Here is a 20,499-nt window from a genome sequence, read left to right as displayed (position 1 = left end):
TTTTAACCTTAACTTGTGTTATAATCAAACAAACAATTTAAAGAGGAAATTATAGTTAAGGGGGATTTGTAAGTGGAAATAGGAATAAGCACGTTCGTAGAAACAACACCGGATGTTCAGACGGGTGAAGTGATAAGTCATGCGCAGCGATTGCACGAGGTTGTAGAGGAGATTGTGCTTGCAGATCAGGTGGGTTTAGATATATTTGGCGTGGGCGAACATCATCGCAAAGATTATGCGGCGTCTTCTCCAGCAGTTTTACTGGCTGCGGCGGCCTCACAGACGACACGGATTCGGCTAACCAGTGCGGTTACAGTACTTTCCTCTGATGACCCCGTACGTGTGTTTCAGGATTTCGCTACCCTGGATGGAATCTCGAATGGACGCGCAGAGATCATGGCAGGCCGGGGTTCTTTTATTGAATCGTTCCCGCTGTTTGGGTATGATTTGAATCATTATGATGAGCTGTTCGATGAGAAGCTGGACTTGCTGCTCAAAATACGGGAATCCGAAAAAATAACCTGGAGCGGCGTGCACCGTCCTGCCATTAATAATCTGGGGATTTATCCGCGTCCCGTGCAGAATCCATTGCCAGTATGGATTGGCAGCGGAGGAAATACAGAATCCGTAATTCGTGCAGGTCTACTAGGGTTACCGCTTGTGCTGGCTATCATTGGCGGCAGTCCGCTACAGTTTGCTCCGCTCGTGAAGCTCTATAAGAAGGCTGCAGCGCAAGCGGGACATGATGTATCGAAGCTGCCCGTTGCTTCGCACTCGCACGGCTTCATTGCAGAGGACAATCAGCAGGCTGCCGATATGTTCTTCCCTTCTACACAAGCTAGTATGAATGTTATTGGCCGGGAACGCGGATGGGGTCAATACACCCGTGCAAGCTATGATGCGGCGCGTAGATTTGAAGGTGCCTTGTATGTAGGTGACCCAGAGACCGTTGCTGAGAAAATCATTCACCTGCGCAAGCAAGTAGGCATCACACGTTTTATGCTGCATGTGCCGCTTGGCACAATGCCTCATAAGGATGTAATGAGAGCCATTGAGCTATTGGGTACTCAAGTAGCACCCATTGTTCGCGCTGAGATATCGAGATGGGAAGCAGAGGTTGAAGCTAAGTAGTAACTATGATCTTACTTAATTATTGAAGCTGTTGATAATGGAGGAGGAGATGGATATGACAGAGCACACTATAGCGAGCAGACTCGAAGCATTAGGGGTTGTCCTGCCCGAGGCTAGTGAACCGGCGGCAAAATACGCTAACTACGTAATTGTTAATGGTTTATGTTTTGTGTCGGGAAAAGGACCAGCGGGCCATCCCAAAGGAAAGCTGGGACAAGATTACACTACCGAGGAAGGCTACCATTTTGCACGTTTAACGGGTATAGAAATCCTTGCCGTCCTGAAGACAGCTTTAGGTTCTTTGGACAAAGTGAAAAGAGTAGTCAAAATTCAAGGCTTCGTTAATGCAGATCCCCTTTTTGAAGAACATCATAAAGTGCTTAATGGTTGTTCAGATTTAATGCTTGAGGTGTTCGGAGACAAGGGTGCTCATGCTCGTTCTGTATTGGGTGCTGTTTCTGTAAGGGATAATCTTCCGATCATTATTGATTCCATTTTTGAAGTTGAGGAACCTGTCTAGCCGGCTCCATGAGGCATATTTAAAAAGAGGACTATGATACCGAAATGTGATCGTAGTCCTCTTTTTTTAGGTGCTTATGCCGTAGGTAGATGCTTACCCCAAAATTTGTAACAAAACTAATCACCCTTTTTTTAGTAACAATAGGTGTACATATCAATCAACGAGGTGATGACATCATGAAATTTCAAAAGAAAGCTATGTTACTTTTACTACTTACATCTATGCTCTATACTGCTCCGGCCTATGCGGCGACAACGCCTCAGACTCCGGTTACAGCCGTCTATCTGGATGATCAACAGCTACAATTGGGGGCTCAGCCCTTGTTAGTAAACGATACAGTACTAGTCCCTATGCGCAAGTTATTTGAAGCTCAGGGGGCAAAGATTACTTGGAATAATGATACCAAGACCGTTAAGGCAACCAAGGGAGACCTGGTGCTGACCTATCATATTGGTGATCAGGCAGCGAATAAAAATGGCCAGTCCTTAAGTGTAACGGTTCCCGGCCAGATTGCCGGCGGTTATACGATGATGCCACTGCGTTTTGTCAGCGAAGCTTTGGGCAGCACTGTGAAGTGGGATACCACTACTCGTGCCGTTCGTATCTACTCGGCAGTGGATTACGATACGACAATTCTATATGGGGTTAACCTGCGAAGTTTGCCAGACTCGTCAGCCCAATCAACAGTGCAGCAAATGTTGTCAGCAGGAGATAAGGTGCATGTGGTTAGAGAAGTAGATGCTTTATGGTTAGAAGTGCGAACACAAGATAACAAGAGTGGCTATATATCTGCTAAACCCAAATATAGCAATTATACTAGTACGGCTCTTGTAGAGCGGCAGGGAAGCGAGCTGCTTGCTTACGGAGAAAAATATCTGGGAACACCTTATGAATTTGGTGCTGCTACTGACCAGACGTCTACCTTTGACTGTTCTTCTTTTGTAGGACATGTATTTAAGGATGTGTTGGCAATTGACCTGCCACGTGTCTCTTACAATCAGGCCAAAGAGGGCAAAGAGGTTGGAATTAACGAGCTGCGCAAGGGGGACCTGTTATTCTTCAGTGCACGAGGACTCGATATTGGGCATGTGGCGATTTACGCGGGAAATAATCAGATCCTACATACGTACTCCAAGGAGCTTGGCGTTCATTATGAAGCCTTAAGTGACAAGTGGAAGAAACGTTTGGTCACGGCTCGCAGATTGTTTTAGCTAGGTAATAATTAGGCTATAATTATCACGGTGAAGAAAAGTTGAAATCCCCTCTCCATTAAAAATTATTTGCAGGCATAAAGACGGTTTTTGAGTCTCTTTTCCGTCTATGTTATGAGCTTGATGTTAAGGAGGAAAATAGTGACTTGTACGGACGCAGAATTGGTAGATAAGGTGTGTAAAGGTGACATGGATGCATTCAGTGTACTTATCGGCAAATATTCCAATGCAGTATACGGGGTTGCTTATGGTAAATTGGGTGATTTTCATACCGCACAAGACATTGCCCAAGAGGTTTTTGTTAAAACCTATCGCAAATTACCTAACTTAAAGGAGCCTGAGAAACTCGCCAGTTGGTTATATGCGGTTACTGCACGGGAATGCATGGATTGGTTTAGGTCAAATAAAAAGAAAACTGCTTACGAATTCATGCAAAAAATGGAGGTTCCGCAGCCAGAATCTACCGAAGATCAGCTGCTCAGAAAAGAACTCCAGCAAGATGTGTGGAAAGCCTTAAACACCCTATCAGAAGCTAACCGTATAGTCACAATTCTCTACTATATCGACAATTACAAGGTTAGGGAAATCGCCGATTTCCTTGATTTATCCAGCGAAGCTGTTGAGAGTAGACTCCGCAGATCAAGAGCGATCTTAAAAAGGGAGATGTTGAGTACAGTGAATAATAATCTTAGTGAAAACAAATTACAGGACGAATTTAAGAAGAGAGTCTTTCAGGATGAAAGAATGACTGAAACGAATTTTCGTCGTGTGGCTATGGGCCAGAGTGAATTTGATGATATTGATATGCATAAAACAAACTTCTCCAATGTAAATATGGAGGGGACCGGATTCGATAATATTAATATGAGCAGTACTACCTTTAATGACATCAATATGCATTCTGTTAAGTTTAATGAAGTGGGGTTGTGGGAAATAGAGGTTAGTAATAGTGAACTAGGGGAGGCTTATTTCCACGATATTCATTTGTACGGTAAAGGCAATAAGTTTGAGCGATGCCAGCTGAACGGGACATCCTTTGTAGATTGTGATCTTTCGAATGTGGATATAAGAGACTGCAATCTTTCAGGCGTCACAGTAAATGGGATTTCATTAGAGCTATTGTTAGACAGCTATAATAAAAGGAAATAGACTATATAAATCATAGATTTAATCGGAAACCACTTCTTTCTAGGAGTGGTTTTTGAGTTTAGGGTATAATGGATGAAGAGTGTACAGCACAACCTATAGGAGTGAAAAATAGATGAAGCGCATCACCATTTTAATTGCGGATGATGAGGCGGAAATTGCCGACTTGGTGGCCTTGCATTTGCAAAAAGAGGGGTATCATATCCTCAAAGTGTCCGATGGAAGGGCAGCGGTACAAGCCATTGAGTCGCAAACGATAGATTTGGCGATTCTGGATATAATGATGCCGGGGCTGGATGGTTACGAGGTCACCCGCCATATTCGGGAGCATCATCATCTGCCGATTATTTTTCTGAGTGCTAAAACTTCCGATCTTGATAAAATCACCGGACTGGTTATGGGCGCAGATGATTATATGACCAAACCGTTTAACCCAATGGAGCTGGTCGCCCGGGTCAATTCCCAGTTGCGGCGCTCCATACAATTCAGTCAGCCCGCAGCCATACCTAAATCGGTGCTAGAGGTTCGGGGATTGATGATTTCACCGGATGAGCATACGGTTACTCTTTATGGTGAGGTTATTGAGCTAACTCCAAAAGAGTTTGATATTTTGCACTTATTGGTCAGCCATCCTAAGCAGGTGTTTAGTGCGGAGAACATTTTTCAACAGGTGTGGGGCGATGCTTATTATGAGAGTGGGAACACGGTCATGGTGCATATCCGTACCTTGCGCAAAAAGCTCGGTGAAGACATCAATAAGAATAAATTCATTAAGACGATCTGGGGCGTTGGATATACTTTTAATGGGTAAAGCCAGTGAGATTTATTTATTTTAAGAAAAACTTTATATTTGTCCTGCTTTTTCTTTAAAGTGTCTTCGTTATTCTATTCCTATCAAGGAAATGGGAGGACATTGCTGATGAAGAAGTGGGGCTTTTTGGCGTTGGTTGTGTTGTTGCTTGGGTATGCAGCGGTTCGTTATTTACCGAATACGGGTAATTTAGGATACGATGATAAGATTCGCAAAGAATCTATTAGAAATAACAATAGCTTAGAGGTAGTAACACAAGATCAAGTGTATCAAGGGGATTTGTTGCTGGTGAACAAACAATACCCGGTACATGAGGATAGTGTGAAGTCTGATATCGTGACCTTATATGAGCAGGCGGATCTGGTGCAGGGTTATGGGCTGCTGGATACCTCGATTCGTTTGTCTGAAAGTGTAGCGCATAAATTCAATAAGATGGTCAAAGCTGCCGAAAAAGAGGGTGTGAATCATTTTTTAATTAGCAGCGGGTACAGGGACTTTGAAGAGCAAGAGAAATTATATCAGGAAAAAGGTTCGGACTATGCTTTACCGGCGCAATATAGTGAACATAATTTAGGATTATCTCTGGATATCGGGTCGTCCCAATCAGAAATGAGTAAAGCGCCTGAAGGAAAATGGCTGCAAAAAAATGCCTGGAAATACGGCTTTATTCTCCGCTATCCGAAAGACAAAACCGAGATTACGGGGATAAAATATGAACCCTGGCATTTCCGTTATGTAGGGTTGCCGCACAGCGCCATTATTCATGAGAAGGGGCTTGTGCTAGAACAATATTTGGATTTCTTGAAAGAGAACAAAGAGATTTCAACAACAGTAGACGGCAAAGCTTATACAGTAAGTTATTTTCCGGTATCCAAATACACTACGATCAAAATTCCACAGGAAGGGCAATATATGACGTCAGGCGATAACATGGATGGCATAATTGTTACTACATATTAATGACTAAAGAGCCGAAAAAAAAGTCTGCTATAAACCTTTTGCTGGCAGCGATATTTATCGTCTATATGTATTTTTTAATCCGAATTATTTTATTTAAAGGTGCACCGGTGAACTTATTATCGCTTTGGGAGCAAGCGGGACGTATGTTTGAACATCCAGACCGGATTTTTAATCGGCGAGGCAACTATATCCCTTTTAAGGAGATCTCCCGGGGGATGGACGAGCTGTCGCTTTCAGATCCTTTTTCATCGATTAATTTAGTAGGGAATTTGTTAGCCTTTATTCCGTTTGGGATCTTGGTGCCCATGCTGTTATCGCAAAAAGTAAGGCTGTTTCGAAGAGTTTTCTTCCTCTCGCTGGCGCTGAGCTTCTGTTTTGAATTCACACAATTAGTATTGTATATCGGCACCTTTGATGTGGATGATCTTATTTTGAACACTGGCGGCGGGGTGGCTGGTTACTGTATCTATAGACTGTTGACTTCTTTCGGATGGATTGCATCTATATCAAAGCGGTGTTAGTATTTGTGGATATAGATCTAGGGTAGAAGGGGCATGGTATGAAAAAGCGTATTTCGGATATTGTTTCCATCATTGTAGGAGCTTTGTTATTCTCCTTGGCCGTTAATTTGTTTGTGATTCCGAACGAGTTCGGTGAAGGCGGGGTCACGGGACTGACTATGATTACTTACTATTTGTATCAGTGGTCACCCGGTATTGTTAGCTTGATTCTTAACGCTTTATTATTAATTGTGGGGTACAAATTTCTAGACAAAACTACGACGGTATACACGATTATTGCGGTGTTTTTCAATTCGTTATTCCTGATTCTTACGAAAAATTGGAATATTGGCAGCGATGAGTTGATAATTAATGCAATATTCGGGGGTATCTTCTCAGGTGTGGGTATCGGGCTAATTATACGAGTGGGTGGAACGACTGCAGGGTCAACCATCATCGCCAGAATCCTACATAAATATTTGGACTGGAATGTTAGTTACGCGCTACTGCTCGTTGATTTAATTGTGGTGTTCGCTTCGTATTTCATCATTGGAGTACAAAGTCTGATGTTTACGATCGTGATGCTCTATGTAGCCACTAAGATAATGGACTTCATTATTGAGGGAGTGAACCCTAAGAAGGCTGTTACGATTGTATCCCAAGAGCAGGACAAAATTGCTGAACAGGTTAATGGAATTATGGATAGAGGCGTCACAGTAATATATGGCCGTGGGTACTATACCAAGACACCTAAAGAGCTGCTGTATATTGTGATTAGCAAGCAGGAAGTGACTATGCTTAAGAAAATCGTCAAATCCATTGATAAAGAGGCGTTTATTACCATCCACGATGTACGAGATGTATTCGGAGAAGGTTTTGTGGAGCTGTCAAAATAATAAGATAAAAAGCTATCCCGGAAGCTATAATGGCTGCTTGGATAGTTTTTTTGATTTCGGGTACGTTATTGTGATGGATATCATTGCAATTATTGAATCGTTCACATTTTTTCAATTTCCCGTGTGATTGAACGCACACTATGGGATGTTCAGCTTCTATATGCTTTTTATAGAGGAATTAATTTATTGCAGGAAAGAGGGTATTTAGATGTTAGATCAACAAACCATTGAAATCATAAAATCAACGGTGCCCGTATTGCAGGTTCATGGGAAGACCATCACAACTACTTTCTATGGCATGTTATTTGAAAATCATCCGGAGTTACTAAATATATTTAATCATGCCAACCAACGGGAAGGTAAACAGCAGACTGCACTTGCTAACGCCGTACTCGCGGCGGCAATGAATATTGATCAGCTGGGAAATATTTTGCCTGTGGTAAAACAGATTGCGGAGAAACATCGGGCATTGGGAGTATTACCTGAACATTATCCCATCGTAGGTGAGACTTTGTTAGCTGCTATTGGGCAAGTACTTGGCGATGCGGCGACGCCGGAAATTATTGATGCTTGGGCAAAGGCGTATGGCGTGATTGCAGATGCCTTTATTGGTGTCGAAGCAGAGAAGTATCGTGAAGCTGCCGAAATTCCCGGGGGTTGGAGTGGATTTAGAAACTTTGTGGTTACTAAGAAGGTTAAAGAAAGTGAACTTATTACTTCCTTCTACCTTTCTCCTGAGGATGGAGGGGCTATAGCTTCTTACTTGCCGGGTCAATACATCACGGTTCGTGTTCAGCCTGAGGGAGAGGAATACACCCATGTTCGCCACTATAGTTTGTCCAGTGCGCCGGGACAGTCGTATTACCGCATCACAGTTAAACGGGAAGGTGAAGGGCCGGATAAACCGGCTGGAGTCGTATCTACTTTCCTTCATGATGTCGTACAAGTGGGAGCTATATTGGAAGTAAGCTCGCCAGCAGGTGATTTCGTACTAAATAAAGATAGTGATCGTCCAGTGGTTCTTATCAGTGGTGGGGTTGGACTAACCCCTATGGTAAGTATGCTGGAGACATTAATTGCTACGCAGCCAGAACGAGAGGTAACGTACATTCATGCAGCCATCAATGGAAGCTTGCATGCTATGAAAGAAATGGTGGCGGATTTGGAGCAGTCCCATCCTACCCTACGATCCTATGCATGTTATGAAACTCCAAGTGAAGGAGATACGTTCCATAAAACAGGTTATATTGATCTAGCTTGGCTGCAAGAAGTAACAGACGTAAACTCTGAATTCTATTTCTGCGGACCGACTCCTTTTATGAAGGCGATATATAAGGCTCTTAAGGAATGGAAGGTGGCTGAAGACAGAATTCATTATGAATTCTTCGGCCCGGCGGGAAGTTTGGAAGCCTAAGCTGTAAAACCAAAAGAGCGTCCCAGTCCTAATGACTGGGACGCTCTTTTTTACAATAGAAGTTTATTTGAAGGCAGCGAATGGGTTAGTTCCCTTTGGTAATATTGAACTGAAATTAAAGGTGTACGTAGGAATTCCAGCCGCATAAGGGGCAATTTCATACTGTTGGTAGAAGATTGCAAGGCCACTCTCGGAAACGTAGAAGTTTGGTTTTTCTGTTAGTCCGCCAGGTGTATCTGGAAAAGCTAGCTCCTTGGTGCTTTCCTTCAACATTTTATCTAATTTTTGTTTGTAGTTTGGCTCTGCCTTCAGCAGGTCCTTAAGTTCAATTGGTTTGCCGTCTTTCAGCGAGAAGGTAAATCCTTCACGAAGGGCTCCACCATGAGCTCCACCAGTATAGCCATATTGATCAGTCACGATGCTCAGAACCCCTTCACGGTTAAAGGAGACGACAAAAGTTTGAGAGAAGTCATATTTATTCTCTATAGTACCATCTCTACGGCTAGCCTGTTCTTCACTCTCTGCGACGAATTGTTCAGCTTGTTTTTTGAAGATTGCATTAATCTTAGTCTGCACTTCATCCGTTAAGCCACTGATTTTGGGATATTGCACTTTGATACTGGCATTTTTATTGCTCTTATCTAAGGTTTCAGAGGTAATTTTGATGTTATTCATTACTTTTTTACTTAGATCAAGTGATTTCAATGAAGGATTATAAACGCCTTGCACTCCTAAATAGTCAGACAACAGTTTGAACGGAACATAAATCCGGTCGTTGATGACCTTCACATCATGACTGCCGGTCATGCTATAAATGTAATAGCCATTCAGGGTTGTAATAACACCGTAATCTGAGACCTCCATGTCCAGCTTCATGGAATCGCTGCCTACACTATAAGTTTTGGTGCTTGCATTATAGTTAATGGAGAGGCCAAAAGCATCCCGTAGTACAGTTAAAGGGATCATGGTGTTGCCGTTTACTATTTTCGCTTGCTGCGATAAGGTCTGGCCTTTATATTTAAGCACTACAGAGGGTTGCTGTGCGGCTTGTTTTACCGTATTTCCTCCGGTAGTTGCGGCTTGAACTGAAGTTCCTCCTACTAGTCCCGACCCTCCAAGCAATACTCCAGCAGCCAAGATGGCTGAGGTCCATTTCATACTTTTATTCATAACTTAATCTCTCCTTCCCAAGGATGGGCTTATGTAGTTGCAATATGATATTTTTTCCTCTATCACTCCTACAATTATACCTAGGTCCCAAATAGATTTGATTACAAAGACGGTTACAGTGTTGTTGCATAGATATGCAAAAGGTATATACTTTTTAACCATTTTGTACGATTAAGACACTAGCATTAAGAATGTAAAGTAATTACGGTGAGCTCGGGACGACAATTAAAACGAACAGGCATACGAGTTACTCCTATCCCGCGAGTGGTATAGACCTGAAGTTGGCTGTTGGGCAGTTGATATAACCCACTTGAATATTTACTTCCGTGAGGCGGGGTATATAAAGCTCCGACAAATGGAAACCGCACTTGGCCTCCGTGGCTATGGCCAGACAATTGCAGATCTATAGGCAGCTTACAAAAGTCATCGGCGAAATCAGGTTCATGGGCCAGGAGAATTGTGCAAGCCTCTTCCGGGATATGAAGCAGCGCTTGGGCGATGTCTGCTTTTCCGACCCAAGGATCATCTATTCCGGCAATATAGAGCTTGTCCGTACCTTGGGTTAGGACGATATGTTCATTATGGAGCACGTGGAAGCCCGATTGTGTTAGCCCTTTCGTTACAACCTTTCTGGTCCCAAAAGCATCATGATTGCCTAATACTGCAAATTGTCCAAAAGGAGCCCGCAACTGAGAGCACAAGGCTACGGCTTCTGCAATATAATCGGCTGAATGATCTAATAAATCGCCGGTGAAGCAGATCAGATCTGGCTTTACATGTTGAATTTGCTGCGCTAGCTCCGTTAAAGCTTGCGGCTTGGAATATACCCCCTGATGTAAATCACTAAAATGAACGATACGAAATTTATCGAAGGCTGGAGAAAGTCTAGGGAGTGTAATATCTACGTATTTGATTTCCAGCCAGTAGGGTTCGATCCAATGTGAATAGATACCGGATGCACCAGCTGTTCCAAGAAGGCCTAGAGTTACTTGAGCGCTTTTCTGTAGAAATTGTCGTCTGCTAATAGTATTCATAAACAAATCATACGCGGGGATTGTTACTCTACTATGACAATATTCATTTAATAACCCATTGTGACGATAAAACTACATATACATTTTTTTTATATGGGAGATGAAGAGATGAGTATTATCGATGCCTTAGTCCTCGCAGCACCTTATTTCAAAAAGATTCACTCGCAGGATATTATGATTGGAATCACGGACAGGGAGATCTTCCATTATTACGCACCAAGTAAAGTTATTGATCTCGGATTGGTTAAGGGTAACCCTATCCCGCCTGAAGATCTGTCGCTTTCAAATGGACTGAAAGGTATAGCAAGCTCTAACCGAATCCCAGCAGAAATTTATGGAGCTCCTGTAATCTCAACATGTGTACCTATCTACGGAACGGATGATGATGTAATCGGGGTTTTTGCCATTGCCTATACACTAGAGAACGAGAATAAGCTTGAAGGATTCACAGATGAGATTAATGAGATAAGCAGTCATCTAATGGAGATGGTGCAGAGCGTAGCTGCCCAATCTCAGGAGTTATCAGCTACTTCGCAGCAAATATTAGATAATACGCGTAGAGCCGTAACGGAATCACAAGAAGTGAATAAGGTTGCCGGCTTCATTCGTGAGATTTCTGAGCAGACGAACCTGCTTGGGCTGAATGCGGCAATTGAAGCCGCTCGTGTAGGAGAGCAAGGGGCTGGTTTTGGGGTGGTTGCTACGGAAGTACGCAAACTGTCCGTTAACACTAAAGAAGCAACCCATAATATTGAAAAATCACTGAGTGATGTTCAAAAGTCCATTAAGCAAATGGAGCAAGAAATTGAAGCGATCTCTGCTTCTTCACACTCACAAGCAGAATTGGTCACTGAATTCAGCGGAGTCATTGAGCGCCTGAATAAAGCGAGTAATGAAATGACGTCCTTTATGCAATCCATTATCCAGTAGATAGTGAATGCATAAGATGACTTCACCCAAACCATGCTAGAAGAGAACAGGCGCATTTCAGAAGGGAGCGTATTTCATTTATGAAACAACCCGATTCCAGTCTGCAAGCGAATGACAATGTAACTCAAGCCAAAAATTCTTTGGGCAAGCTTCATTTCTCTGTCTCTCAGGCACTTAGTCATCCAACAGAACAGACTTTGGCACAGGCTGAGAACCGCCTGGCACATACTGAGCAGGCGATTCAGCAAGCTCAGGACTGGCTAGGTCCTCAAGGTGTGGAGTTGGCTGAAGAACTGTTGACCGAGGATAAGAGCAGACTTGCCTCATTGAATAAGCAAGGGAAACGTTCAGAGCGCTAAATGTTCCTGCCACAACCTGTGAAGCTCCAAGCTTCACGGGTTGTTCTTATGCGCTTTTCCCTGAAAGATGTGGCATAGGAAGAGGGATGTTATACTGGATTGAGAGTTTAAGCAAGGGTTTAGATGGGGGATAAGGGATATGAATGGCAAGCACATCGAAGAATTAACCCGGCAGGCGGAAGCTTTCATTCGACAATGTTACGCTGAACTAGACAAGTCTGAAGCCGAGACGGATCATCGCATCCTAGCCGTACATGAGGAAATTAACCAATCAGGCAGTTACACACATACAACGGAAGAATTAGCGCATGGTGCAAGAATGGCCTGGCGCCATAATAGCCGCTGCATTGGGCGTCTTTTTTGGCAATCCATTGAGCTAATCGATGAACGCCAAGCAGAGACTGAGGAACAAGTTGCTGAAGCGTTGCTGCGACATCTGGAAAAGGCGAACAACGGAGGACGTATTCGTTCACTCATCACGGTCTTCCGCAGCGGAGAAGATCCGAATCAGCGGATTCGGATCTGGAACCACCAATTGATTCGTTATGCCGGTTATCCTGGCGATGAAGAACACGGACGTGCAGGCGATCCGGCATCGGATGAATTCACAAAAATGTGCCAGCAACTAGGTTGGCAAGGAACGGGTGGCGATTATGATGTGTTGCCGTTAGTGATAAGTATTGGCAACGGGCATCCCTACGTTTTCCCTATTCCTGATCACTTCATTCAGGAGGTACCGTTAACACATCCTGAAATTGAACGTTTTGCTGAACTTCAGCTTCGTTGGTATTCTGTACCCATCATCGCGGACATGCAGTTGGAAATTGGCGGTATTCTGTACACGGCTGCTCCTTTTAACGGTTGGTACATGGAGACTGAAATCGGCTCGCGTAACTTGGGGGATACCGGACGATACAACACTTTGCCAGCTATAGCTGATGTGATGGGACTGGATCGCTCCAGCAACACAACGCTTTGGAAGGATAGGGCGCTTCTTGAGCTGAATCGCGCAGTGCTGCATTCCTTCAAGCAAGCAGGTGTCAGCATCGTGGATCACCATACAGCAGCAGATCAATTTGTTCGATTCCAGCAACAGGAGAACGAGCAGGGGCGCCAAGTCTCAGGGCGCTGGTCCTGGTTGATTCCGCCTATGTCACCCTCGTCTACACCGATTTGGCATGATCGTACGTTAAAAGAATATGATTTCAGCCCTCGTTTTCTTTATCAACAATCACCCGTCGCAACCTGCCCATTTCACTAGCTAACGAAGGCAGTATATAGGTCGCAACTTGAATCTGGATAGAGGCAATTTCCTTGGAAATGTCTCTTTTTGTTTTGACTATAGAAAAAGCGCCAAGTTCCCCTCCTAAGGAAACTGGCGCTTTTTAGGCTTTTAAATGATCCAGAAAAATTTGTTTAAGCAGCTCAAGCTGATCGTCGGAGTCTAGATCCGATTCCAGCAGGAGAATGTTTTTTTTCATCGTTAGTTTTCTGGAAAAGAGGGCAAAGCTATTCATGAGCGTAATTAAGGTTTCTTTTACGGGGAGACCCGCACGAATAGAGCCGTCTTCTACCCCATTTTGAATGATCCTGGAGTATTCATGCCAAATTTTGCGGTTGAGTGCATTGAAGCTCAGAACATCCTCAATAGGTTCACTTGAGTGTGAGGCGTAGCTTTCGAAATTGACCATAAAAATAATACTTAGATGATTTTGATCCTGAATAAAGAAATCAAATAATTTCTCGATTTGTTCAAGACAAGTAAGGGGCAAGTCCGCTACGTATTTAAAATGATCGAGCATAGGCTCCAGCATTCGGGTGGCTACAGCCACTACGAGTTTTTCTTTTCTGGGAAAATAGCGAAATAACGTCGCAATCCCGATATTGGCTTCGCTTGCGACATCTTGCATCGTCGACTTTTCGATTCCTTTTTGTGATAATACTCGTTCTGCGGATTCGAGGATCGTAATTAATCGTTGCTGCTTACCATCGGATCTTTCTTTTTCGTATCGTGTTTTAGGATTCATGAGGGCTAGACCCTTCCATTTTTTGATTGGGGTTTTCAATTATTAGTATTATATCCACCGTTTATTGGATTAAGCAAGGAGTGGTTGTAGTTCTTTTGTAAAAATGATATGATGTATATCACAGTGATAGTGTGACTATCATCACTCAAATATTATATCACAATACGATTATAGAGGAGACCTAATTATGAATCGTCTAACTAATAAAGTAGCAATTATTACAGGTGCAGGCAGCGGCATGGGCCGTGAAGAAGCCCTTTTATTGTCCAAAGAAGGTGCTACAGTTGTAGCCACTGATATTAACGAGGCTGCCGTACAAGCAGTTGTGAAGGAAATTGAAGCAAATGGTGGTCAAGCAGCAGCTTATGCACATAATGTGGCTTCCGAAGAAGACTGGATCAAGGTTGTAGAAGATGTGATTAGCAAGTTCGGGAAAATCGACATTTTGGTAAACAATGCAGGGATCTCATTCCCGGTTCAATTGCTCGAATCCACTGTTGATCAATGGAACAAAGTAATGAACATCAACGTGAGCAGCGTATTCCTTGGCATGAAGCATGTTGTTCCTCAAATGAAGAATAATAAAGGTGGTTCCATCGTTAATATTTCATCCATCGCAGGTTTGACTGGCAGCAGCGGTGCTGGTGCTTATACAGCTTCAAAAGGTGCAGTTCGTATGCTTAGTAAAGCAGCGGCTGTAGACTTTGGTAAAGATAACATTCGTGTGAACTCTGTTCACCCAGGATTTATCGAAACCCCAATGAGTGCTGAATTTGTAAATAACGAAAAAATGCATAGCTTCTTTATGTCTCAGACTGCGCTGCCACGTGTTGGACGTGCTTCTGAAGTAGCTGAAGCTGTATTGTTCTTGGCTTCTGATGAAGCTTCTTACATTACAGGTGTTGAGCTGCCGGTTGATGGCGGAGTTGTAGCTAAATAATAATCTCTAATTAAGAAACATTAAGAAGCCGTCCCATACGTAGATTTTCTCTACGCGCGGGACGGCTTCTTTTGCTGTTTTAGGCCCATTTCTACTGAACATTAGCCTACACCCCTGCATACCATATAGCACTCGGATAGTAGGAGAAGGGTGTGGTGCAGAGATGGGCATCCAGTTAACAGCGCTCCATTATGTATATCTGGCATTTATCGTATTTATAATGGCACTTCTGATCAAGAGACGGGACACAACGATGATCTGTATTGCGGGCATCTTTGTACTTGGGTGGTTAGCCACGGAAACCGTCAGTGGTTCAGTCACAGGTGTATTCAACTCTTTTGTATATGCAACCAAGGAGCTAATGGGTACAATCATGATTATTTCGATCATAGTAGCCATGAGCCGGGTATTAACACGCACGGGGATTAACGAGATCATGGTTGCTCCACTTACCCGCTTTTTGCGCACACCGTTCATAGCCTTTTGGGGAATCGGTCTGATTATGATGGTCACCTCATGGTTCTTCTGGCCTTCACCCGCAGTGGCCTTGATCGGGGTTGTGCTGCTGCCGGTTGCCATTCGAGTGGGACTGCCGGCTCTTGGAGCGGCGATGGCAATGAATTTATTTGGCCACGGGATTGCGCTCTCAGGTGATTACATTATCCAAGGTGCACCTAAACTAACAGCAGATGCGGCCGGACTTCCAGTGACCAGTGTCATGGAGGCGAGTGTTCCGCTTGTAATTGTTATGGGCGTGGTGACTACGATAACGGCGTACTGGATGATGCGCAGAGATCAGAAGAAGGGAACTTGGCGAGACGGGCTTATTGCCGGGAAAAGTGCCGTGAGTGCGTTATCTGCAGAGAATGATACGGCAGAAGATCCAGCGGTGATTCATCCAGCATTGAAAAAATTGCTGGCAATCGCCATTCCCATCCTGTTTTTAGCCGATGTAGCAGGCATGTTCCTGCTCGATTTGCAGGGTGGAGACGCAACTGCCTTAGTTGGTGGTACTGCGGTATTCATTCTGGTTGTAGTAACCTTGTTGGCACATCGTAATAAAGGATTGGAGCAAGTAACCTCTTATCTGATTGATGGACTTACGTTTGGCTTCAAAGTATTTGGTCCTGTGATACCGATTGCCGCTTTTTTTTATCTGGGGGATTCGGCGTTTGCCGAATTATTCGGCAAAGTGCTGCCTGCCGCATCTCAGGGGATTGTAAATGATCTAGGGGTCGCTCTAGCTCATAACGTTCCTCTGAACGGCGCAGTGGGTGCTGTGACCGCAACTATAACCGGAGCCATTACAGGCCTAGATGGTTCAGGGTTCTCGGGCATTTCACTTGCCGGGTCTATTGGGAAATTGTTTGCGGTGGCCACACATTCCGATGCGGCGACTTTAACTGCGCTGGGTCAGGTAGCTGCAATTTGGGTAGGTGGAGGCACGCTGATTCCGTGGGCATTGATTCCGGCGGCCGCTATTTGCGGAGTAAGCCCCTTTGAGCTGGCGAGACGGAATGTTAAGCCTGTACTCATTGGGCTGGTAGTCACGACGATTGTCGCCATGTTTCTGGTGTAGAGGCTGGATAACTATAGGAAACCAAAAAAAGGCTGCCGAGAAGATCTCGGGCAGCCTTTGGATGTGTTTAATGTATCCCTTTCATGAAATTCTGAATTTTGGAAGAGAATAGGAAGAGGATAAGCGCAAGGATAAGGGCCACTCCACCAATTACTCCAAAGTACATCATTTCGGTATCCGGGGTATAGAACTTCACAATCTGAGCATTAATTGCTTGGGCAGCGGCATTCGATAAGAACCACATACTCATCATTTGAGCGGTAAAAGCCGCCGGTGCCAGTTTGGTCGTTGCTGATAAGCCCACAGGGGACAAGCATAACTCCCCGATTACAATGATAAAATAGCTGAGTACCAGCCATAATGGATTCACAAGTGAATTAGCTCCACCGAAATAAGCAGGTACTAGAATCACCAGGAAGGATAAACCGGCAAACAATAAACCAAGCGAGAACTTTTGCGGAATCGAGGGTTGACGGTTACCAAGCTTTAACCACAACCAGGCAAATATAGGTGCAAGAGTGATAATAAACAGCGGGTTAAGCGATTGGAACCAAGCAGGAGAAATGTGTAAGCCTGCAAAATCCAATTGGGTCCGTTTATCAGCAAAACTAGCTAGAACTGTGGAAGTCTGCTCTTGAATCGCCCAGAACATAATCGATGCGATAAATAAAGGAATGTATGCGAGAATTCTTGACCGTTCAACGGCTGTTGTTTTGGGACTGCGGTACATCATAATGAAATACATCGTAGGAATAAGTAAGCCTAATACCCCTACTATTTTTATTAATGTTTCAAAGGTAAGCACTCCGGTAAGAATGCCGATCGTAATCAAAATCGCAAGTACAACTAATCCTACACCAATCCAAGTAAAGATTTTTTTCTTCTGATCTGCAGGAATAGGGTTGTGTACAATCGTACCGGCCAAACCCAGATTTTTTGTGCGAGTCATAATATAAACGACTAGTCCAACAAACATTCCGACTGCGGCAATCGAGAAACCTAGATGGAAATTATTCATGCCTACTGCGCCAACAATTAGTGGGGAGAGAAATCCTCCCAGGTTGATGCCCATATAAAAAATGCTGAAGGCAGCGTCACGGCGGTTATCCTGCTCGCTATAAATTTCGCCGACAATACTTGAAACATTGGGTTTCAGTAGACCCGTTCCGAGTACGATTAAAACCATCGAAGCAAAAAACAATGTGGTATTGCCTGGAATAGCCAGTAGTATATGCCCGAACATGATTAAAACGCCGCCGTAGAAAACAGCCCTCGAAGTCCCGAGGAGCCGATCCGCAAGCCAGCCTCCGATGATCCCTGACATATATACAAGCGATCCATAGATAGACATAATAGAAAGTGCCATATCTTCAGGTAATCCGAGACCGCCTTGGCTCACTTCATAATACATGTAGTAGACAAGGATAGCTCGCATGCCATAATAAGAGAAACGCTCCCAAAATTCTGTGAAGAAAAGGGTGAAAAGTCCCTTAGGATGTCCGAAGAAACCCTTTTGCGGGACGCTATCTACTATTTTTTGCCGGTCTGTTACTGCCATGAATCAAATCCTCCTAGATGACAAATATCTATATATCATGATGCAAACGCCTCTATTTTATTTATAATCCTCTACTGTCTAAGACCGCAACCCTTGGGCAGGAAGGTTTTGAATAATGCCATAATTTTTAGTGATATTTCCATTAGATCAATCGAACTTGCTTTTATTGTATTTATTTGACTGCGCCAGATTGAATGGTCTTACTTAGCGATTTATGATACTATTTACTCCTATATAGAAAGAGGACGTGAGCTAATGATCAACATAACGATTCCAAAAGCGGATGTTAGTATTACTAAACAAATTAACCCGCAGTTAAGCAATATTTACGGATTTACGGACTTTCACCTGATTCCGAGAGATTACGGCGGTATCTTTATGTTCTACAATGATCAGGATGAGTTGTTGTTTGTAGGTAAAGCGAGAAAGCTAAGACCAAGAATTAAAAAACATTTTGAAGACACCGTATCTGACATCAAGCAACATCGGGACGAGGTCACCAGAATTGATGTGTGTTTGATCGAAAGTCCAGTTCATAGAGAGATCTATGAAACCTATATCATTAATGAACTGAAATCTAAATACAACGTAGATAAAGTGATGTTTAGATAAAAGTAAGACCCAGGCACCGTCCACGTGATGGTGCTTTTTTGTGTTCTGAGAATAGTTGCGAATGAAATGGAAGTAAAGGTGCACAATATACAAGATATTCAAATCCATCACTGTTCACAAGGAGATAGGTCATATTGAAAAATAAGTATTTGATGTTGAAGCTAACCTTATTGTGTATGTTTCTGGTTGTAAGTGTTACACCTACAATTGCCGATGCTGCAGCAGCTAAAGAGAAAAAGAGCTCCCACAAGCAATGCTTAACCCCCTCCGTAATTGAGCTTAAGGATAATCTTAGGAAGTTATGGATCGATCATGTGGTATGGACAAAGAACTACATTGTTAGCGCCTTTGCAGATTCTGAGGACAAGGATAAGGTACTGGCAAGGCTGTTACAGAATCAGCAGGACATAGGGGATGTCTTTAAACCGTATTACGGTGAGGCAGTTGGAGATAAGCTGGCTCAATTATTGCGGGAGCATATTCTTATTGCCGGAAAAGTTCTAGGTGCTGTAAAGGCTGAAAATCAGGCCGATGTGGAAAAATACAATAAAGAGTGGTATGCCAACGCTGATGACATTGCCAAGTTTCTTAGTAGCCAGAACCCCAAATATTCTTATGAACAATTAAAGGAAATGCTTCATGAACATCTGGAATTGATTACTGATGACGTGACAGCTAGAGTTAAAAAGGATTGGGATGCCGAAATTGCCGCATTTGATAAAGGGCTGGAGCATATGATCATGTTCGCAGATATCTTAACCGAGGGATTGATCAAACAATTTCCCGATAAATTCAATTGAAATCAAAGCACCCGAAGGGGTGCTTTTTTTATTTTGCAGAAGAGAATAGGTCTTTAGGTGCATTTCAGAAAGTTAGATATAAAGGCTCACTTACATACAAGATAAGTAAACTATAATAGACTCGTGGGCACTCGACATTTTTTGACATTTTTTTATAATTGAGGTGATAAAATCGATGATTTCCCCCTTTTTTAAAAAGAAAGATTCAGTGGATAAGCAATCCAAGTCGGATATGGTTCAAAAGGTACAATTATTAGATGAACAGGTCGAAGAAATAGAAGAAAAGACCTCAGACGAGACTATAGCTGGATTGGTTACTACAGGCAAAGCTCAGCTTGATAAAAAATCACTCGATTTGATCTTCTCCGTGGAGCAGATTATTCAGGCCAGACAACATGCGGAGACCAATATTAATGAGCTTCAGGATCGGTTAACCCATTCCAGCAGTCATGTGGAGCGCTTAAACCGGGATATGAAGAACCTCAATAAGGTTATTGAGGAAAGAGAAAAGAATGTCCGCGAGCTTGAGCATAAGTTGATTGAGAGAAATTTGAAGGTCGATCAAGTGCTGGAGGATTACCGGGAGCTTCAAACTACGCTCACAGCTGAGATTGAGGAATTGAAGAGTACCATTGAGCTGGAGCAGCAAAAATATGTAAATCTGATTCAAAAACATAACGAAGCCCATGCAGAGAAACTCAAAAAGATGAATGATCTGGAAGAGAAAATCGGACGGGTTGAGATTGAGAATGCACATCTAAAACAAAAGTACGATACGATTCGCCAAGAAAAGGCGTATCTCTCGGGTATGATCAGCGATTTCACCAATCGGATGACGGTTCCTTTTGGGAGTGGCAGTAGTCTGACGGATCGAAACGATGGAAACGGAGATACATAGGAT

Annotated in this window: 21 protein-coding genes; 17 read left to right on the top strand and 4 right to left on the bottom strand. The window is 43.3% G+C overall.

Annotation, left to right across the window (positions count from 1 at the left end):
* Window positions 1-72 precede the first annotated feature (72 nt).
* From NST25_RS30040 to hmpA, 9 genes are all read left to right on the top strand, one after another.
* Window positions 73-1,131: an LLM class flavin-dependent oxidoreductase gene (locus tag NST25_RS30040; protein WP_076181854.1), complete on the top strand. Its 1,059-nt coding sequence runs from the start codon at window positions 73-75 to the stop codon at window positions 1,129-1,131.
* Window positions 1,132-1,186: 55 nt separating this feature from the next.
* Window positions 1,187-1,651, top strand: coding sequence for a RidA family protein (locus NST25_RS30035; protein WP_340393101.1), 465 nt, complete (start codon window positions 1,187-1,189; stop codon window positions 1,649-1,651).
* Between the two features lie 176 nt (window positions 1,652-1,827).
* Entirely contained in the window at window positions 1,828-2,862 is a 1,035-nt protein-coding gene (locus NST25_RS30030; protein WP_339188926.1) for a stalk domain-containing protein, read from the top strand.
* Between the two features lie 141 nt (window positions 2,863-3,003).
* On the top strand, window positions 3,004-4,011 hold the full coding sequence (locus NST25_RS30025) for a sigma-70 family RNA polymerase sigma factor (RefSeq protein WP_076124138.1): 1,008 nt from the start codon (window positions 3,004-3,006) through the stop codon (window positions 4,009-4,011).
* A gap of 112 nt (window positions 4,012-4,123) precedes the next feature.
* Window positions 4,124-4,819, top strand: a complete 696-nt coding sequence (locus tag NST25_RS30020; protein ID WP_076124136.1) for a response regulator transcription factor — start codon at window positions 4,124-4,126, stop codon at window positions 4,817-4,819.
* A 108-nt stretch (window positions 4,820-4,927) separates the two neighbouring features.
* Window positions 4,928-5,779, top strand: a complete 852-nt coding sequence (locus NST25_RS30015) for a M15 family metallopeptidase (protein WP_339188923.1) — start codon at window positions 4,928-4,930, stop codon at window positions 5,777-5,779.
* Window positions 5,779-6,300, top strand: a complete 522-nt coding sequence (locus NST25_RS30010) for a VanZ family protein (RefSeq protein ID WP_076181860.1) — start codon at window positions 5,779-5,781, stop codon at window positions 6,298-6,300. The genes NST25_RS30015 and NST25_RS30010 overlap by 1 nt, the downstream gene beginning before the upstream one ends.
* A 38-nt stretch (window positions 6,301-6,338) precedes the next feature.
* The gene (locus NST25_RS30005) at window positions 6,339-7,175 is read left to right on the top strand and encodes a YitT family protein (protein WP_036682251.1); all 837 of its coding nucleotides are present in this window, start codon (window positions 6,339-6,341) and stop codon (window positions 7,173-7,175) included.
* A gap of 208 nt (window positions 7,176-7,383) precedes the next feature.
* Entirely contained in the window at window positions 7,384-8,589 is a 1,206-nt protein-coding gene (gene hmpA, locus NST25_RS30000) for an NO-inducible flavohemoprotein (protein ID WP_339188921.1), read from the top strand.
* Window positions 8,590-8,652: 63 nt separating this feature from the next.
* On the opposite strand, the gene NST25_RS29995 is transcribed toward hmpA, so the two are convergent.
* Window positions 8,653-9,759, bottom strand: a complete 1,107-nt coding sequence (locus NST25_RS29995) for a DUF4163 domain-containing protein (RefSeq protein WP_076181864.1) — start codon at window positions 9,757-9,759, stop codon at window positions 8,653-8,655.
* Between the two features lie 185 nt (window positions 9,760-9,944).
* Window positions 9,945-10,793, bottom strand: a complete 849-nt coding sequence (locus NST25_RS29990; RefSeq protein ID WP_076301503.1) for a metallophosphoesterase — start codon at window positions 10,791-10,793, stop codon at window positions 9,945-9,947.
* A gap of 108 nt (window positions 10,794-10,901) precedes the next feature.
* On the opposite strand from NST25_RS29990, the gene NST25_RS29985 reads away from it, so the two are divergent.
* The 3 genes from NST25_RS29985 (at window position 10,902) to NST25_RS29975 (ending at window position 13,343) form a co-directional block, all read left to right on the top strand.
* Complete coding sequence (locus NST25_RS29985; RefSeq protein WP_036682244.1) at window positions 10,902-11,723, top strand: methyl-accepting chemotaxis protein; 822 nt, start codon at window positions 10,902-10,904, stop codon at window positions 11,721-11,723.
* Window positions 11,724-11,803: 80 nt separating this feature from the next.
* Window positions 11,804-12,082 (top strand): hypothetical protein, encoded by a 279-nt coding sequence (locus NST25_RS29980; RefSeq protein ID WP_038573810.1) that lies wholly within the window; start codon window positions 11,804-11,806, stop codon window positions 12,080-12,082.
* Between the two features lie 139 nt (window positions 12,083-12,221).
* Window positions 12,222-13,343: a nitric oxide synthase oxygenase gene (locus NST25_RS29975; RefSeq protein WP_076307563.1), complete on the top strand. Its 1,122-nt coding sequence runs from the start codon at window positions 12,222-12,224 to the stop codon at window positions 13,341-13,343.
* 124 nt (window positions 13,344-13,467) lie between these two features.
* Here the strand turns inward: NST25_RS29975 and NST25_RS29970 are convergent, their stop codons facing one another.
* Window positions 13,468-14,109: a helix-turn-helix domain-containing protein gene (locus NST25_RS29970; protein WP_076181870.1), complete on the bottom strand. Its 642-nt coding sequence runs from the start codon at window positions 14,107-14,109 to the stop codon at window positions 13,468-13,470.
* A 187-nt stretch (window positions 14,110-14,296) separates the two neighbouring features.
* On the opposite strand from NST25_RS29970, the gene NST25_RS29965 reads away from it, so the two are divergent.
* Window positions 14,297-15,049, top strand: a complete 753-nt coding sequence (locus NST25_RS29965; RefSeq protein ID WP_038573803.1) for an SDR family NAD(P)-dependent oxidoreductase — start codon at window positions 14,297-14,299, stop codon at window positions 15,047-15,049.
* A 163-nt stretch (window positions 15,050-15,212) separates the two neighbouring features.
* Window positions 15,213-16,628, top strand: coding sequence for a hypothetical protein (locus NST25_RS29960; protein ID WP_248548920.1), 1,416 nt, complete (start codon window positions 15,213-15,215; stop codon window positions 16,626-16,628).
* Window positions 16,629-16,695: 67 nt separating this feature from the next.
* On the opposite strand, the gene NST25_RS29955 is transcribed toward NST25_RS29960, so the two are convergent.
* On the bottom strand, window positions 16,696-18,186 hold the full coding sequence (locus NST25_RS29955; RefSeq protein WP_076124120.1) for a peptide MFS transporter: 1,491 nt from the start codon (window positions 18,184-18,186) through the stop codon (window positions 16,696-16,698).
* Window positions 18,187-18,441: 255 nt separating this feature from the next.
* On the opposite strand from NST25_RS29955, the gene NST25_RS29950 reads away from it, so the two are divergent.
* From NST25_RS29950 to NST25_RS29940, 3 genes are all read left to right on the top strand, one after another.
* Window positions 18,442-18,798, top strand: coding sequence for a nucleotide excision repair endonuclease (locus NST25_RS29950; protein ID WP_036682230.1), 357 nt, complete (start codon window positions 18,442-18,444; stop codon window positions 18,796-18,798).
* Window positions 18,799-18,932: 134 nt separating this feature from the next.
* Window positions 18,933-19,598 (top strand): glycosyltransferase, encoded by a 666-nt coding sequence (locus NST25_RS29945; protein ID WP_339188918.1) that lies wholly within the window; start codon window positions 18,933-18,935, stop codon window positions 19,596-19,598.
* Between the two features lie 175 nt (window positions 19,599-19,773).
* Window positions 19,774-20,496, top strand: coding sequence for a hypothetical protein (locus tag NST25_RS29940; protein WP_076181874.1), 723 nt, complete (start codon window positions 19,774-19,776; stop codon window positions 20,494-20,496).
* Window positions 20,497-20,499 lie beyond the last annotated feature (3 nt).

Origin of the sequence: Paenibacillus sp. FSL E2-0190 (assembly GCF_037992965.1) — a bacterium.
Lineage (GTDB): Bacteria > Bacillota > Bacilli > Paenibacillales > Paenibacillaceae > Paenibacillus_AQ > Paenibacillus_AQ odorifer.
The sequence above is the reverse complement of the archived record's forward strand: the minus strand, read 5'-3'. Positions and strand labels throughout refer to the sequence as shown.